This is a genomic window from Acinetobacter sp. RRD8 (genome assembly GCF_031844225.1).
Lineage (GTDB): Bacteria > Pseudomonadota > Gammaproteobacteria > Pseudomonadales > Moraxellaceae > Acinetobacter.
This window is the reverse complement of record NZ_JAUZUU010000002.1, coordinates 21,149-35,131: the sequence shown is the minus strand read 5'-3', so window position 1 is coordinate 35,131 and position 13,983 is coordinate 21,149. Positions and strand designations below refer to the sequence as shown.

The following is a 13,983-nucleotide window of genomic DNA, read 5'->3' as shown; positions in this document are numbered from 1 at the left end:
ATTGGAAATAAAAAAACGCATCCGAGGATGCGTTTTTTATTTCTAAACTTTTTTAAAACTTGCAGAATTGAACAGGCGCTTGCATTTTCTCATTTCGATACAGCACACCATCTTCAGTATGTTGAATCGTTCCGCTACAAATCCATTCTACAACTTGTGGATAGATCACATGTTCGAGGGTATGCACACGTGTTGCCAAGCTTTCTACCGTATCGTGGTGAGAAACCTTGAGAACACCTTGAGCAAGCGCTTGCCCTGCATCCAGCTCAGCCGTAACATAATGCACTGTACAGCCATGCAGAACATCACCGGTATTGAGTACACGCTGATGCGTATGCATGCCTTTATAATGAGGCAATAGGGAAGGATGAATGTTCAACATTTTCCCTTCCCAGGCTTTCACAAACTTTTCACTTAAAATTCGCATAAAGCCGGCAAGTACCACCAGATCTACATCCCAGTCCGAAAGCTGTTGATGCATGACATCATCAAAAGCTTCACGATTCGGATATTGCTTGTGTTCAATAACTGCAGTCTGAATGTCTGCCTGTTGTGCACGCGTTAAAGCAAAGGCTTCAGGTTTATTGGAAATTACGCCCACAATTTGCCCTGAAAGATTGGCATCAATCAAGGCTTGCAGATTTGATCCACTACCTGAAACAAGTACAGCAATTTTAATCATGCGAAATTACGCAAAGATCACACGAATTTTTTCGTCTGCACCTGCAACTGATTCAGCATTGTCTTGAATCTGACCCATCGCCCATGCATTTTCGCCAAGCTGGTTAAGTAGTTCAACAGTTTTGTCTGCATCAGCTGCATCAACAACCAGCACCATGCCGACGCCACAGTTGAAAGTACGGTACATTTCAAACTGTTCTACGCCGCCTTCACGTTGTAGAAGCTTGAATAGCTCAGGCCACTCCCAAGAAGATTCATTCACAAGCGCTTGAGCACCGTTTGGAAGTACGCGCGGCAAGTTACCTGGTAAACCACCACCCGTGATGTGTGCCATCGCATGCACATCAACGTGTTTTAACAGTTCAAGAATTGATTTGACATAAATACGTGTTGGTTCCATTGCAGCATCTGCAAGTGGGCGACCATCGACGATTTGATTCAGGTCAACGTTTTTCACGTCCAGGATTTTACGAAGCAGTGAGTAGCCGTTTGAGTGCGCACCTGAAGAAGCTACACCAATTAAAACGTCACCCGCTTTGACTTTAGAGCCATCAATAATTTTGCTTTGCTCAACAACACCGACACAGAAACCTGCAAGATCGTAATCTTCGCCTTCATACATGCCTGGCATTTCAGCAGTTTCACCGCCAACTAATGCACAGCCAGCAAGTTCACAACCAGCGCCAATACCAGTGACTACATTTGCAGCAACATCAACATTTAAGTGACCAGTTGCATAATAATCAAGGAAGAACAGTGGCTCAGCACCACAGACAAGAAGGTCATTCACGCACATTGCAACCAGGTCTTGACCAATTGTGTCATGACGGTTCAAATTCAGTGCCAGACGTAATTTTGTACCAACACCATCTGTGCCAGATACGAGAACAGGTTCTTCATAACCTTTAGGAATTTTACAAAGTGCACCAAAGCCACCTAGACCGCCCATAACTTCGGGACGTGAGGTACGCTTAGCGACAGATTTGATACGATCGACTAACGCGTCGCCCGCCTCAATGTCGACACCTGCATCTTTGTAGCTTAAACCAGTGTTTGGGGTAGAAGTTGAGTTGCTCATAATGAAGTCTCCGCATTCGCGGGTGCGATTATAACCTGAATATGTAAAACTCTTATGGTATTTGTGGCCTAAAATGCTATCTTTATTAAAATATTTTAATTTTTAGAATGATTAATAGAGAAAAGGCAAGATTCTATGGTCGATCGTACTTTACGGCGCATTCTTATACTTGCTGGTATAGCATTGATACTTTGGGTTTTATATCTGCTTAAACCAGTTGTAGTTCCTTTTGTTGCAGCTTTTCTAATTGCTTATTTATTTAGCCCCTTGGTTAATGTTTTGCACCGCATTGGGCTGGCTCGATGGCTCTCGATCAGTATCGTATTTATCGGGATTGGGATCGTGGTTACATTGGTGATGTGGTATCTGGTGCCACTAGTCTGGCAGCAGCTGATGTATGCGCGTGATAGCATTCCGGCCGGGATTCACTGGATCAATTACACGTTCTTACCTTGGCTTTCCGATAGCTTTAATCTGGTCCCGATGGAAATCGATACCGATCAGATTTCCTCAGTCGTAATGGACTATGTCCAGACCAATTATAGTGCTGACAGTATTCAGGCAATGCTGCTAAAACTGGCACAGTCTGGCCTAAACTTTATCCAGATTGGCGGCACGATTGTCCTGATTCCGATTATTGCCTTTTATTTCTTGCTGGATTGGGATCGTATGCTGGACAGCTTACGCCGTCTAATTCCCCGTCCTTATGAAAAAACAACCTTAACTATTGTGAGTGAATGTCATAGTGTCTTAGGTGCCTTTGTCAAAGGTCAGTTCCTGGTCATGGTTCTGTTGGGCGTGGTTTATGCAGTGGGACTGCAACTGATTGGCCTGGAGATTGGCTTGATCATCGGGATGATTGCCGGATTGTGCAGTATCATTCCGTATCTTGGTTTTGCGGTTGGAATTATTGCCGCAGTCATTGCAACCTTTTTCCAATTTGGAATCGACTGGTGGCAGCTGGTACTGGTGGGGATTGTATTCATGGTGGGTCAGGCTGTAGAAGGCTATATCCTACAACCGTTCTTACTAGGTGATAAAATTGGTCTTTCTCCTGTAGCTGTAGTATTTGCAGTTCTGGCAGGTGCGCAACTGGCCGGATTCTTGGGTATGCTGATTGCCTTACCAGTGGCAGCCGTGATTGTGGTACTGCTGCGGCATATCCGTGAGTATTATGAACATACGCCATTTTATGGTGATCAGGCTGTTATCATACAAGATGCATCTACCGGTTCAATCAATATTGAAACAGCAGACTTAGATGTTGATATTGAAATGAAAAAGCCACAGAAAAAACCGCTGCAAGCAGAGGAGAACTCAAGTAAAATTCATGATCCACATCGTAAAGACTCATAAGGCCAAAAAATCGTATGCGTCAATTGCAGTTAGATATAGAACCTCAGCTCGATGCCCGAATCAGTGATTTTTCAGGGCCGGGTTGGGGGCATGTCATTGATGCTGTCCGTCAATTACATGCAGGCCTGATCAACCAATTTTATGTCTATGGGGGAGCCGGTACAGGTAAAAGTCATTTGTTGTCTGCCATCTGTGACTCTTATCTGGAAGTAGGTAAATCTGCAATTCAGGTATCTTTGCTTGAGCTTTTAGATGCACCGACTGAGGCGATTACCTCTCTGGATCGTTTTGATCTGGTAGCACTCGATGATATCGAAGCGATTAGTGGCGTACCCCATTGGCAACGCGCCGTCTTTCACTTGATTAATTATAATAATGAAGGTGGTGGACAGTTGGTGTTTTCGTCACGTTTTGCACCTATCGAACTCAAACTTGAATTGCCAGATTTACAATCCCGTCTCACGCAGGCGGTCAGTACCCGTGTTCCGAGTGGCAGTCTGTATGCTGATCGCTATGCGCTGGTTTCCTCGGTACTCGATCGTCGTGGGATCCATTTAGATCCTCAAATCTTTGACTATTTACTCAGCCATGGGCCGCATCAAACTTCAGTACTGCTTCAAAGATTAGAGCAGATTATTCAACTACTTAAAGGGGAAAAGTTGAAAGTCAGCAATGCCAATCTGCGGCAGATATATGCCTTGATTGACGAATATCGGTAAATCATAAAAATTCTTGAGTAATTACTCAGTCTATGCCACAGTAAGGCAAAATAATTCGCTGTTGCAAGGATTCTGCAACTTTAGAAGAAAAAGAAAGAAATAAAAATTAAGGAGAAGGTTATGCTCAAGAAGAGCATAGGCATAGCTTTGCTATGTATAGCGGGGCAGTCGTATAGTGCAGATATTATTGTAACCACTACAGAAGATATTGAAAAAGATGACAAGGAATGTTCACTTCGAGAAGCTGTTGAGTATGTTAACCGTGGCTTAGCTAAATCAGGTTTTATGGGGTGTGGTGGGGAGAACTCATCCAGTACCATTATTTTAAAAGAAAAAAATACCTATGTGTTGAACCAGCATATCGCGATTAAAAAATCTCTTACCATCCGTGCGGTCGCAGAAAGTGATGGCGAATTCAGTACGGATGAAAAAGCATTAGGCTTGCATAATGCTCATATTCAAATGAAAGGTACTGATAACCTTTTCCGGATCAACAGTACAGATACATTGGTTCAGTTAAATTTGAAAGAACTGGATCTTGAAGGCTGTGGTAAAACCAGTTGTGCTGAACAAGGTGGCCTAATTTATAATAAAGGTCAGCTAATTCTAGAATATAACCGTCTATTTAATGCTGCTGCCAACTTGGGTGGGGCAATTTATAATGCTGGCAAGTTTGGTCAGAACTTAACAAGCCGTGCACAAATTAAAAATAGTCTGATCGAAAATAATAAAGCCCAACGAGGCGGGATCCTGTATAGCGAGCTACCTGCTTTCCTCATTTATCAAAGTGTACTTAAAAATAATCAGACACTGGATAATTCCGCGACCAATATTTATAGCGCGGGACAGTTTGCTGACTCCAGTAAAGATCAAGGTATTAGTGGGGAGGTATTAAGTAGTACGATACTAAAAAATAAGGGTGTATTTATTAATGTCCTGGACGGGATGGGATTGAATAATCTCACCATAGTTGACAATGAAAATACTGCTTTAAATATCCATGCACCGTATGGAAGAGCTTATGTAGCGAATAGTATTATTTTAAGAAATGGTACACAGGATTGCCAAATTATCACTGGTGATAAGTCTGTGTCGCAAAATAATCTACTGACAGCCTCGTGTGGTGTAGGGGATGCCGTCGCACCGAACCAATTCTGGAGTGGTACACGACTTTTTGCTGAATCCTCAGATAAAAGTGAAGGTGCTTGTCAGACCCTACAAGAAAATAATAATGCCATACTTTGTCCATATAGCGTTCCTAAAGGACAATTTCTCGGTTATATGCGCCCACGAATTTTGTTGAACTATATCCTTGTGAGTGAATCACCGATTGTGAATAGAGGCACAGGATTGAGTTTAGCAAATCCAACAGTAGCATGTGAGGCGGCAGATCAGCGTGGGATCAACCGTTTGATGGATAATCTGTTTTGTGATCGAGGTGCTGTTGAAATCACAATACCAATTTCAGGCAGTCTAGTGGGACAAGATCTGTTAAAGGGTGAAATTGCCAAGTTTTCAATTGAATCTTATCTGGGAGATAGTGATTTAATTCCAAAAGAACAGTGTAATGCCATTGTTGGTCATAATCCGACGGGTGAGCCTTGGCAAGATGGCTGTTTGAAAGTGGTACAAACCAAAACAGCTTCCAAGGGTAAAACAATCATCGATATTCATGGCAATGTCGTTTATACCCCCGATTCTACCTGGCATGGAGCAGATATTTTCGAACTACAAGTGGTGACCTCATCGACACGATTTAATAAAAGTAAACCTTATTTGACTATTACTACTCAAATTGTTCAGGAGCCAAAAAATGAAATGGAAGACAAAGCAGTCAAAACTTCAGGCGGCTCATGGGGGTGTGGTGGATTACTGATTTTACTCGGATTAATAGGTTTACGCCGTGGATTAAAAGATTAAGGAAAAATCATGAAAAATTATAAAAAAGGACTGCTTGCGGCCATGATTTTATCTGCCATGAGTTTGATGGCAGCCGAAGATAAAACGATATATGTGACTACTTTTGCTGATGAAGATGGCGAGAATAATAATGCCTGTTCTTTGCGAGAAGCCATTAAAACTGCAAAACTGGATAAATCTTATGGCGGATGTAATGTAGGACGTACGCTTCGATTGGATGGTTCAGCTGCAGATGTGATTCAGCTTGAAGCAGGCGAGTACAAATTAGATAAAGAGCTGATCGTAGAGTCAGCGCTCAAAATTTATGGGAAAACTCCGCTTAATTATGCTAGTCGTAGTCCGATTACGCTGTTATATCCAACCCGGGAGGCTTTAAAAAGTACTATTTCGGGCCAGGGGAAAACCAGATTATTTAATAGTATGGCCAGTCAATCCAGTCTGGAAATTCATCATCTGATCTTAAAGGATGGCTATGCAGCAATAAATACCTTGGATAAAGGTAATGGCGGTACTTTTTATGTAGCAGGGCCTTTAAGTATTAATACCAGTGAAATAGTAAATTCCCGAGCAGCTGCAGAAGGTGGTGCGATTTATAGTGTAGCAATGAATACGGAAAGGAATATTGTCATTCAGGATTCTTTGATTCAAAAAAATCAGGCGAGTTCATATGGTAGTGTTCTGGCGATGGATTGTCAGGGAAATTTAGGTACAACTCAAACCAATGTGAAAATTAATTCCAGTAGTATTGTTAAAAATGGTTCAGACACTGCTAACAGTATTATTGATTTTTGTGGCTATGCCACAGTAGAAATTGTTAACTCTACTATTGCGAAGAATACTGCCAGTACCACAGGACATATTGTGCGTATGACGAATGAAGTTAATCGTCCGCTCAGTAAATTCTCCAGTTTAACTGCATTAAGTAATACTATTGTTGAAAATACAGCCCAATCTACTTTATTTTATGACAATACCGGGTTTAGGTATTTTAATTTCAATATTTTAGCCTTTAACCAAGGCCTGTCTTGTGAATATGCCTTAAATCAGGGGAATCCGACCAAGGCACAACGTGTTGAATTTTCTACAATTCGAAATGCAATTCAAACGACTGGGCCATCACGTTGCGTATTGCCAGAATTAGACGAAGATACTACTTCAAATAATCTTGATGTCTCTAACAATATAATCAGCAGTTTATTAACAAATTATATTGAGCCTGCTATTGATAATCGCTATTTAGGGCTATATTACCCGCGTGATAATCAGACCGCAACGGATTTGGTAGATATCGGAGTGAGTGGCTGTATTGAACAAGACCAGCGTGGTATTGATCGTGTGATTGGATCCACATTAACATTTGATCCAAGTGCAAAAAATACTTGCGAGATCGGCTCAGTTGAAATCCGACGTTTGACTGCAGCCGATATTACGGACTTGCAAAATAAGAGTTTGGTAGAACTCAATGACTTTTATCAGGAGAATATAGATGATCTCGAAGAAATCATTGCTGATAAAAATACTCCAGAAAATGAGCTTCCTGGTTTAAAGGAAGAATTGAAAAGTTATCAGGATTTGCTTAAATATACCAAGCAATATCAGAAATATCGCGCAATCTATATTAATCCTTTTATCTTGGCTATGCCTCAAGAAACTCTAACCAATGATAAGATTCAAATTAAAGCCTTAAATTCAGAAAATTATGAGGTCAGTGTAAAAACTTTAGGTGTTGGTAAGTTAATTGGTACTGGTAATTCGACCACTGTGGAAGGAAATCCCAATGATCCAAATCTTAAATGTGAGTGGAAACCTGATTTAAACCGGATCATGATGTATCGCACTGATGGTAAGCAGACCAGTTCGGTTGATATGGAGTTCTGTAGTTATACACTTAAAGACCAGGCTACAGGTGTAAGCAGTGCTGGCCTCTTAAGAGCAGCTTTTAACAACATTGCACCAATTGCAAAAGATGATGAATATCGGCTTAGTCCAGAGAATAATCTTACAGTGATGGTAAATCCGCTTGAAAATGATAGTGATGATGGGGATGGGCCTCTACCATCAGGAAAGTCGGCTTTTTATCAAGATAAAGATGGAAAAGAGATCCCGATTCATATTGTTAAGCTGCCTGCGGGAGTTTCACTGAAGGCAGAGCGACAAGGAGCCTGTCCTGATACCTACCAAAATCAGACCTGTTATGGTGGACAGCTGACATTTAGTGTAAAAAATAATTTAAGCCAGGCAAATTACAGCATGGATTATGCGATTTTTGATGCTGATGAAAAAATGTCAGAAAAAGCGACAATCTTGTTACGTAATACAGTTAAAAATACGAATACGTCCTCAAGTGGTGGGGCAATTGGAATGTGGGGGCTACTAGGATTATTAGGGCTTGCAGGTTATCGCCGCTTAAGAAAATAAAATATGATTGAAACATCAAAAAAGCCTCCATATGGAGGCTTTTTTATATTAAGTTTTTAATGCGAGTTAGGCTGCTGAGTCACTTGCTGATATTTGAGAATGTATTCTTCGCGAATGGCAAGGCGTTGCTCAGGAGACGCTTTTTGCATACGTGCGCCCAGTTCTTTGCGTTCCTGACTGCTCATCATTTGCCAAGTCTCACGCATTCTTTGTTTTTCCGCATTAGGGAGTTGAGTAAACCAGTCCATACGCTGCTGTAAGCTAACACGTTGTTGTTCGGGGATTTCTTTTAGAGATTGGTAACGTTTAATCAGTGCCAATTGTTCAGAATCAGAAAGACTATCCCAAGTATCAGTTACTTGGGTATTCGCATCTTTGGAAAATAGCCAAAAACGTTCAAATCCTGCAAAGCTGGTTTGCAGAAAACTGAATGCACAAAAAGCAATCACCAATTTTTTAGCTGCCATGTGGAACTTTGTCCTCACCTAAAACCATTAACATTTCTAAATCTTCAAGCATTTGCGGAGACAGTTTTGGGACTGACACCATTTGAGTTTGCGGTTCGTTATGGTCCGAAAGATTCGGTAATACCACAACGCCTGCAATCGCAGCTGCCAAAGCAAAACCTGACATTTTTAGAAATGCAAAGCGTGAGTGTTTTGAATCCTGAATTTCTTCAAGAACATGGTGCATGACAACAGGTTTGTCTTTATGTTGTTGTGCCAGTCCATCAAGTTTGGAAGTTACTTGTTTTAAGAAATCATCTTGATTCATTCGGATGACCCTCCCAGATATGGATTTAAATGTGCTAAAGAGGCGCGTAAGCCTTGGATAGCACGGTGGTAATGGGTTTTTACACTGCCTTCTGTGCAGTTCATAATCTGTGCGGTGGTATGCGTATCAAATCCTTCCCAAGCTCTGAGCATAAATGCCTGCTGCTGACGCACAGGCAATTTTGCAATCGCTTCCTGGATTTCTTCAGCAGTGACTGCCTGATCGAGAAAGTCCAGCGGCGTTGGTGTTGATTCATCGACGACATCATCAAATTCAATTTCGTCGTCATCAAGACTGACTTTCTTGAAAAATGAAAACATTTGACCACGCCGTGACTCTTTACGACGCCAGTCCTGTAACTTGTTGTTGAGAATGGTATAAAATAGGGGATACCATTCTTCAGTACTTTTTTCTGCATAGGATTTGTGTAAGGAAATGAAAGCTTCCTGAACCAGATCCATGGCAATACCATGATGACCTTGAGTCGCACTTTCCATCATCACCAAGGCACGCCCCGTCACATCCTGCATGAAATTCTTCAGACGTGCTTCAGCCGTACTCTTCAGAATACTTACATCGTGTGTTTGCAACTGTTTTGGTGCTAAATCCATAGAGATGGAAAATCCTGTCATTGGACACCCACCATTATTCCCAAGTTCATAATCATATAACGTTGGGAATCCTGGTTTGGTTGACAATTAAGTTTATTATTTTTGTAGTTTAATCTATTTTATACATGGGCAGGGTCGTATTAAAACACTGTAACCTAAATCCCTAATTAGATACGTTGACGTACCATTTCAAAGAAACAGATCGAACCTGCAATTGCGACATTCAGTGATTCCTGACCGCCAGGTTGCGGAATGCTCACGGCTTCAGCATGTTGCATCGCATAATCAGACACGCCTTGGCCTTCATTACCCAGAATCCACACGCAAGGTTTACGTAAGTCTTTTGAATACAGGCTTTCAGCACGGTGTGAGCTAGTTACATAGACAGGGATTTGAAATTGCTCAAGAATTTGTTCAAGCGCGATATTTTCAAAGGTTTGCAGTGTGAAATGTGCACCCATACCGGCACGTAATACGCGTGGAGACCAGAGCGAGGCAGAACCTTTGGTACACACAATCTGTTCAATACCGGCAGCAGCAGCCGAGCGAAGCAGGGTGCCTACATTACCCGGATCCTGTACATTTTCCAGAATCAAAGTGTCTGCTTTAAAATCCAATGCATAATTTGCTGTTGGTAAAGTGACCACAGCTAAACACGCTAAAGATGTTCCTAAGGTACTTAAATCTTTGTATAAAGATTCGCTCAGAACAAAGACCATACCTGTGTATTTTGCGAGAATTTTCTCGAAATCAGGATGTGAAAGTGCATGTTCTGTAGTGAAAATCGAATCAATTTTACGGTTTTCATGTAGCCAGGCGAGAGACAGATGCGTGCCTTCTAAAACCGTTTGACCCTGTTTTTTACGATAGGTATTTTGTTCAATTAAACCACGTAAGTGTTTAATCTTTGGATTGTCTTTTGAATCAAGAAAAAAAGTTGGCATGGGAGATATAATCCACGGCAGCCGATTCAATATCGACTGCCGCTATAAAAATTAGTTGTGGTAGCTGGTCACAAGATCAACTTCGTTTTTAGAACCAATGATCACTGGCACACGTTGATGTAGATCTGTCGGTTCGATCTCAAGAATACGCACACGACCTGTAGTCGATGCACCGCCAGCCTGTTCCATGAGCATGCTCATTGGGTTGGCTTCGTACATTAAACGTAGACGGCCTGCTTTAGCCGGATCTTTAAGGTCGTATGGATACATGAAGATACCGCTACGGCAAAGAATACGGTGAATGTCGCCCACCATACAGGCAACCCAACGCATATTGAAGTCTTTTTCACGAGGACCGGTTTTGCCTGCTAACAATTCATCGATATAACGCTGTACTGGTGCTTCCCAATGACGTTGATTCGACGCATTGATCGCATATTCTTTAGTATCTGCAGCTACCTGAATGGCTTCAGAAGTCAGTAGGAATTCTTGAGTCTCAGGGTCATAGGTAAAGAACACTACGCCTGCGCCGACGGTCAATGCCAACATGGTCGATGGACCATAAAGCACATAACCTGCAGCTACCTGATGAACACCGGCTTGCATAAAGTCTTCTGCCTGAGTCACGGCATTTTTTGCAGGAAGAATCGAAAAAATGGTACCAACACACATATTGATGTCGATATTGCTTGAACCGTCTAATGGATCGAACAATACCAGAAATTGACCATTTTCTTGTGCAGGGGTGAATTCATCCAGTTCTTCTGAGGCCAAACCACCCACATTTGGATGTTGCTGCAAGGCATCAATCAAATAGTCATTAGAAATGACATCTAGTTTCTTTTGCTCTTCGCCTTGAACGTTTTCATGCTGTGCACTTCCCAATACACCCGCTAAAGCACCTTTTTGCAGTAATTGATCAATGTCTTTGCAAGTGTTTGCAATCGTTTCAATAACTTGTGCAAGTTCAGGTGTGAGATTCCCGCTTTGTTGTTGTAAAAACTGGGATAAAGTGCGGTATGACATAGGGGAAACTCCAAAACTTAAATCGGGAAAAAATGATCAAAACGATATGCGGCTATATTTTAGATGAGAACGTACTAAAAGAAAAATTAAACTGGATTATTTGTATCGATTTTGCCCTTGCAACTCCTGCGGAAAGTGCTATGTTGAAGACAAAGGAAAATTGAGAATAGGAGCACAGATATGACAACATTGAAGTTTGATGCGACTCCAACACCAAGCGAAGGCATTACTTTAGATGATATCTCTGAAGACAAGATGAAAGAAGCCTGGCGGGATTATGAAGCAAAACCAGAGTACAAACAATTCAATAAACATGACCTGATCGAATCGATGCATCCGGCTGAACAGGATCAGCTTCCAAAGTAGACTGATTCTTTAATTGAAGCCAATAAAAAGCACTCATGATTGAGTGCTTTTTATTTGATGAAACCATCATGAATGAAAATTATTTCAACAATGGTGGTACCGCTTCATAATTAATTTCTACACGGCGGTTTTCTTTCCATGCATTTTCATCATGGCCCGCATTGATTGGCATTTCCTTACCATAGCTGACTGCTTCCAATTGACCAGGATTAACACCAGTCGTTATCAGGAAGCTTTCTACTGCTTTGGCACGACGCTCGCCAAGTGCCATGTTGTATTCACGGGTACCGCGTTCATCGGTATGACCAGTTAAGGCTACACGTGAATTGGCATTGGCCATTAGGAACTGCGCATGGGCTTGCAATGTATTTAGATCTTCATTGCTGAGTTCAGTACTGTCATAGTCAAAATGCACCACGCGTTTTGCCAAGAATGCTTTATTTTCTGCAGTAACGCCTTTTGCCGAAGCGCCTGCCATGTTTTGTGCATTCAGTGCTGCATCTTCACTCAGACCTTGAGTATTCACAGTTGTTGTACCAGTTGTATCTAAACTACCCGTTTGAACTTCAGCGGCAGGCTTACGGCTCGCACAACCTGTCATGACAACAGCTGCTGCTAAAAGTGGCAAGGCAAATAATTTTACTTTGTTCATCTTCATCTCCATGAAGTTTGATTATGGGGTAAAGGGTTTATCAATATAAAAATGTTATTTGGGTGCCCAAGCCGGTTCACGGACTTCGCCCGTTTCACTTGGTAAATTCATACGGAAACGGCCATCCAGCGACATGATCGATAAAAGTCCGCGTGCACCTTCACGGGTGGCATAGACCACCATCTGGCCATTTGGCGAGAAGCTTGGTGATTCGTCCAGTGTAGTTGGCGTCAGAATATTGTTCACACCGGAAGTCATATCCTGAACCGCAACTCGATAGTTACTGCCGCTTGGACGATGAACTAACGCAAGTTTTTTACCATCTGCGCTCAGCGTACCACGCGCGTTGAATGCACCACGGAAGGTCAGGCGTTTATTGCTACTTGATTCAAGATCATGGCGGTAAATTTGTGGAGAACCGCCACGGTCAGAAGTGAAAATAAAGGATTTTCCATCTGGCGAATAACGTGCTTCAGTATCAATGGCACTGTCATTGGTCATACGTTGTAGCTGACGCGTTTCCAGATTCATCTGGTAGATTTCCGGATTGCCGTGCATAGAGGCAGTAAACAGCATGCTCTTACCATCTGGAGAGAAGCTCGGCGCGCCATTCAAGCCGCGGAAGCTGGCCAGTTTTTCACGTTGTCCGGTCGCCAGATCCTGTACATAAATCGCCGGACGTTTGGTTTCAAAGGACACATAAGCGATTTTTTTGGCATCTGGTGTCCATGCCGGAGAAAGGATTGGATCACGTGAGGTCAAAATGGTTTTTGGCTGTTCGCCATCGGTGTCGGCAATCTGCAAGGTATAGCGTTGTTCCGGCGTAGCAGGATTACGCAGCACATAGGCAATACGTCCGCTAAAATCACCAGGAATACCGGTCAATGCCTGATAGATGGCATCACTGATCATATGTGCTGCCTGACGGGTGCGTGAGGCTGGAACGGTCAGCAATTCATTTAATAGATATTGTTTTTTTTCGACATCATAGAGCTGATACTGGATTTCAAAAGAACCATCGGCTGTGGTCTTGGATGAGCCGGTGACTACATAGGGAACACCAGCTGATGCCCAAGCTTCTGCATTCGGATTATTCAATGTCGCTGTTGCAGGCAGGTTTTTTGAAGCACTGGTAAAGCGGCCAGAACGATTCAGGTCATTTTCCACAATAGGATAAATGCTCTGATCCTGACTGAAAGGTACAACGGCAATTTTAGGTGCTGCCTCAGGTGCCTTGGTAATTTCCAGATGCAATTGGGCATAGGACTGGGTTGCCAATACAGGGCTTAAAGCGCTAATGATTGCGAGGCAGAGTAGATGTTTGCGAGTCTTTTCCATCATTCGTTATTTACTCAAATCAACGGATTTATTGTATAGGTGCTTGGGCTACATCATCGCATGGATTTAATAGAATAAAACCATGAATTTATGACCAAAC

14 protein-coding genes are annotated in these 13,983 nt (G+C 42.2%); 5 read left to right on the top strand and 9 right to left on the bottom strand.

Going from position 1 to position 13,983, the window contains the following annotated elements; all coding sequences use genetic code 11:
• Positions 1-52 precede the first annotated feature (52 nt).
• Together purN and purM are read right to left on the bottom strand one after the other, a co-directional pair.
• Positions 53-682 carry a phosphoribosylglycinamide formyltransferase gene (purN, locus tag Q9R24_RS02935; RefSeq protein ID WP_005103865.1) on the bottom strand — a complete coding sequence of 210 codons (630 nt, stop codon included), beginning with the start codon at positions 680-682 and terminating at the stop codon, positions 53-55.
• A gap of 6 nt (positions 683-688) precedes the next feature.
• The gene (gene purM / locus Q9R24_RS02930; RefSeq protein WP_311203685.1) at positions 689-1,759 is read right to left on the bottom strand and encodes a phosphoribosylformylglycinamidine cyclo-ligase; all 1,071 of its coding nucleotides are present in this window, start codon (positions 1,757-1,759) and stop codon (positions 689-691) included.
• Positions 1,760-1,894: 135 nt separating this feature from the next.
• On the opposite strand from purM, the gene cxpE reads away from it, so the two are divergent.
• From cxpE to Q9R24_RS02910, 4 genes are all read left to right on the top strand, one after another.
• On the top strand, positions 1,895-3,115 hold the full coding sequence (cxpE, locus tag Q9R24_RS02925; RefSeq protein WP_184412313.1) for a chloramphenicol efflux transporter CxpE: 1,221 nt from the start codon (positions 1,895-1,897) through the stop codon (positions 3,113-3,115).
• Positions 3,116-3,129: 14 nt separating this feature from the next.
• Complete coding sequence (gene hda, locus Q9R24_RS02920; RefSeq protein WP_004645685.1) at positions 3,130-3,834, top strand: DnaA regulatory inactivator Hda; 705 nt, start codon at positions 3,130-3,132, stop codon at positions 3,832-3,834.
• Positions 3,835-3,954: 120 nt separating this feature from the next.
• Complete coding sequence (rbtA, locus tag Q9R24_RS02915; RefSeq protein WP_311203684.1) at positions 3,955-5,754, top strand: rhombotarget A; 1,800 nt, start codon at positions 3,955-3,957, stop codon at positions 5,752-5,754.
• Positions 5,755-5,763: 9 nt separating this feature from the next.
• A complete protein-coding gene (locus Q9R24_RS02910; protein ID WP_311203683.1) occupies positions 5,764-8,172 on the top strand; it encodes a CSLREA domain-containing protein in 2,409 nt (802 codons plus the stop codon).
• Between the two features lie 56 nt (positions 8,173-8,228).
• Here Q9R24_RS02910 and Q9R24_RS02905 read toward each other — a convergent pair whose 3' ends face one another.
• From Q9R24_RS02905 to Q9R24_RS02885, 5 genes are all read right to left on the bottom strand, one after another.
• The gene (locus Q9R24_RS02905; RefSeq protein ID WP_004645681.1) at positions 8,229-8,639 is read right to left on the bottom strand and encodes a DUF3106 domain-containing protein; all 411 of its coding nucleotides are present in this window, start codon (positions 8,637-8,639) and stop codon (positions 8,229-8,231) included.
• Entirely contained in the window at positions 8,629-8,946 is a 318-nt protein-coding gene (locus Q9R24_RS02900) for a hypothetical protein (RefSeq protein WP_004645680.1), read from the bottom strand. Before Q9R24_RS02900 ends, Q9R24_RS02905 begins: the two co-directional genes overlap by 11 nt.
• Complete coding sequence (locus tag Q9R24_RS02895; RefSeq protein ID WP_004645678.1) at positions 8,943-9,557, bottom strand: RNA polymerase sigma factor; 615 nt, start codon at positions 9,555-9,557, stop codon at positions 8,943-8,945. Before Q9R24_RS02895 ends, Q9R24_RS02900 begins: the two co-directional genes overlap by 4 nt.
• A gap of 167 nt (positions 9,558-9,724) precedes the next feature.
• Positions 9,725-10,501, bottom strand: coding sequence for an RNA methyltransferase (locus Q9R24_RS02890; RefSeq protein WP_004279118.1), 777 nt, complete (start codon positions 10,499-10,501; stop codon positions 9,725-9,727).
• Positions 10,502-10,552: 51 nt separating this feature from the next.
• The gene (locus Q9R24_RS02885; RefSeq protein WP_044112048.1) at positions 10,553-11,527 is read right to left on the bottom strand and encodes a class 1 fructose-bisphosphatase; all 975 of its coding nucleotides are present in this window, start codon (positions 11,525-11,527) and stop codon (positions 10,553-10,555) included.
• A gap of 180 nt (positions 11,528-11,707) precedes the next feature.
• Between Q9R24_RS02885 and Q9R24_RS02880 the strand changes: the two genes are divergently transcribed.
• A complete protein-coding gene (locus tag Q9R24_RS02880) occupies positions 11,708-11,893 on the top strand; it encodes an NF038105 family protein (protein ID WP_004645674.1) in 186 nt (61 codons plus the stop codon).
• 79 nt (positions 11,894-11,972) lie between these two features.
• Here Q9R24_RS02880 and pal read toward each other — a convergent pair whose 3' ends face one another.
• The gene (gene pal / locus Q9R24_RS02875; RefSeq protein ID WP_311203682.1) at positions 11,973-12,545 is read right to left on the bottom strand and encodes a peptidoglycan-associated lipoprotein Pal; all 573 of its coding nucleotides are present in this window, start codon (positions 12,543-12,545) and stop codon (positions 11,973-11,975) included.
• Positions 12,546-12,599: 54 nt separating this feature from the next.
• On the bottom strand, positions 12,600-13,883 hold the full coding sequence (gene tolB / locus Q9R24_RS02870) for a Tol-Pal system beta propeller repeat protein TolB (RefSeq protein ID WP_171056997.1): 1,284 nt from the start codon (positions 13,881-13,883) through the stop codon (positions 12,600-12,602).
• Positions 13,884-13,983 lie beyond the last annotated feature (100 nt).

Coding starts and splice junctions, on each gene's coding strand:
- Q9R24_RS02890 (WP_004279118.1), bottom strand. CDS start 10,501: ATGCCAACTTTTTTTCTTGATTCAAAAGACAATCCAAAGATTAAACAC.
- Q9R24_RS02910 (WP_311203683.1), top strand. CDS start 5,764: ATGAAAAATTATAAAAAAGGACTGCTTGCGGCCATGATTTTATCTGCC.
- Q9R24_RS02880 (WP_004645674.1), top strand. CDS start 11,708: ATGACAACATTGAAGTTTGATGCGACTCCAACACCAAGCGAAGGCATT.
- Q9R24_RS02900 (WP_004645680.1), bottom strand. CDS start 8,946: ATGAATCAAGATGATTTCTTAAAACAAGTAACTTCCAAACTTGATGGA.
- Q9R24_RS02885 (WP_044112048.1), bottom strand. CDS start 11,527: ATGTCATACCGCACTTTATCCCAGTTTTTACAACAACAAAGCGGGAAT.
- pal (WP_311203682.1), bottom strand. CDS start 12,545: ATGAACAAAGTAAAATTATTTGCCTTGCCACTTTTAGCAGCAGCTGTT.
- purN (WP_005103865.1), bottom strand. CDS start 682: ATGATTAAAATTGCTGTACTTGTTTCAGGTAGTGGATCAAATCTGCAA.
- tolB (WP_171056997.1), bottom strand. CDS start 13,883: ATGGAAAAGACTCGCAAACATCTACTCTGCCTCGCAATCATTAGCGCT.
- purM (WP_311203685.1), bottom strand. CDS start 1,759: ATGAGCAACTCAACTTCTACCCCAAACACTGGTTTAAGCTACAAAGAT.
- hda (WP_004645685.1), top strand. CDS start 3,130: ATGCGTCAATTGCAGTTAGATATAGAACCTCAGCTCGATGCCCGAATC.
- Q9R24_RS02895 (WP_004645678.1), bottom strand. CDS start 9,557: ATGGATTTAGCACCAAAACAGTTGCAAACACACGATGTAAGTATTCTG.
- cxpE (WP_184412313.1), top strand. CDS start 1,895: ATGGTCGATCGTACTTTACGGCGCATTCTTATACTTGCTGGTATAGCA.
- Q9R24_RS02905 (WP_004645681.1), bottom strand. CDS start 8,639: ATGGCAGCTAAAAAATTGGTGATTGCTTTTTGTGCATTCAGTTTTCTG.
- rbtA (WP_311203684.1), top strand. CDS start 3,955: ATGCTCAAGAAGAGCATAGGCATAGCTTTGCTATGTATAGCGGGGCAG.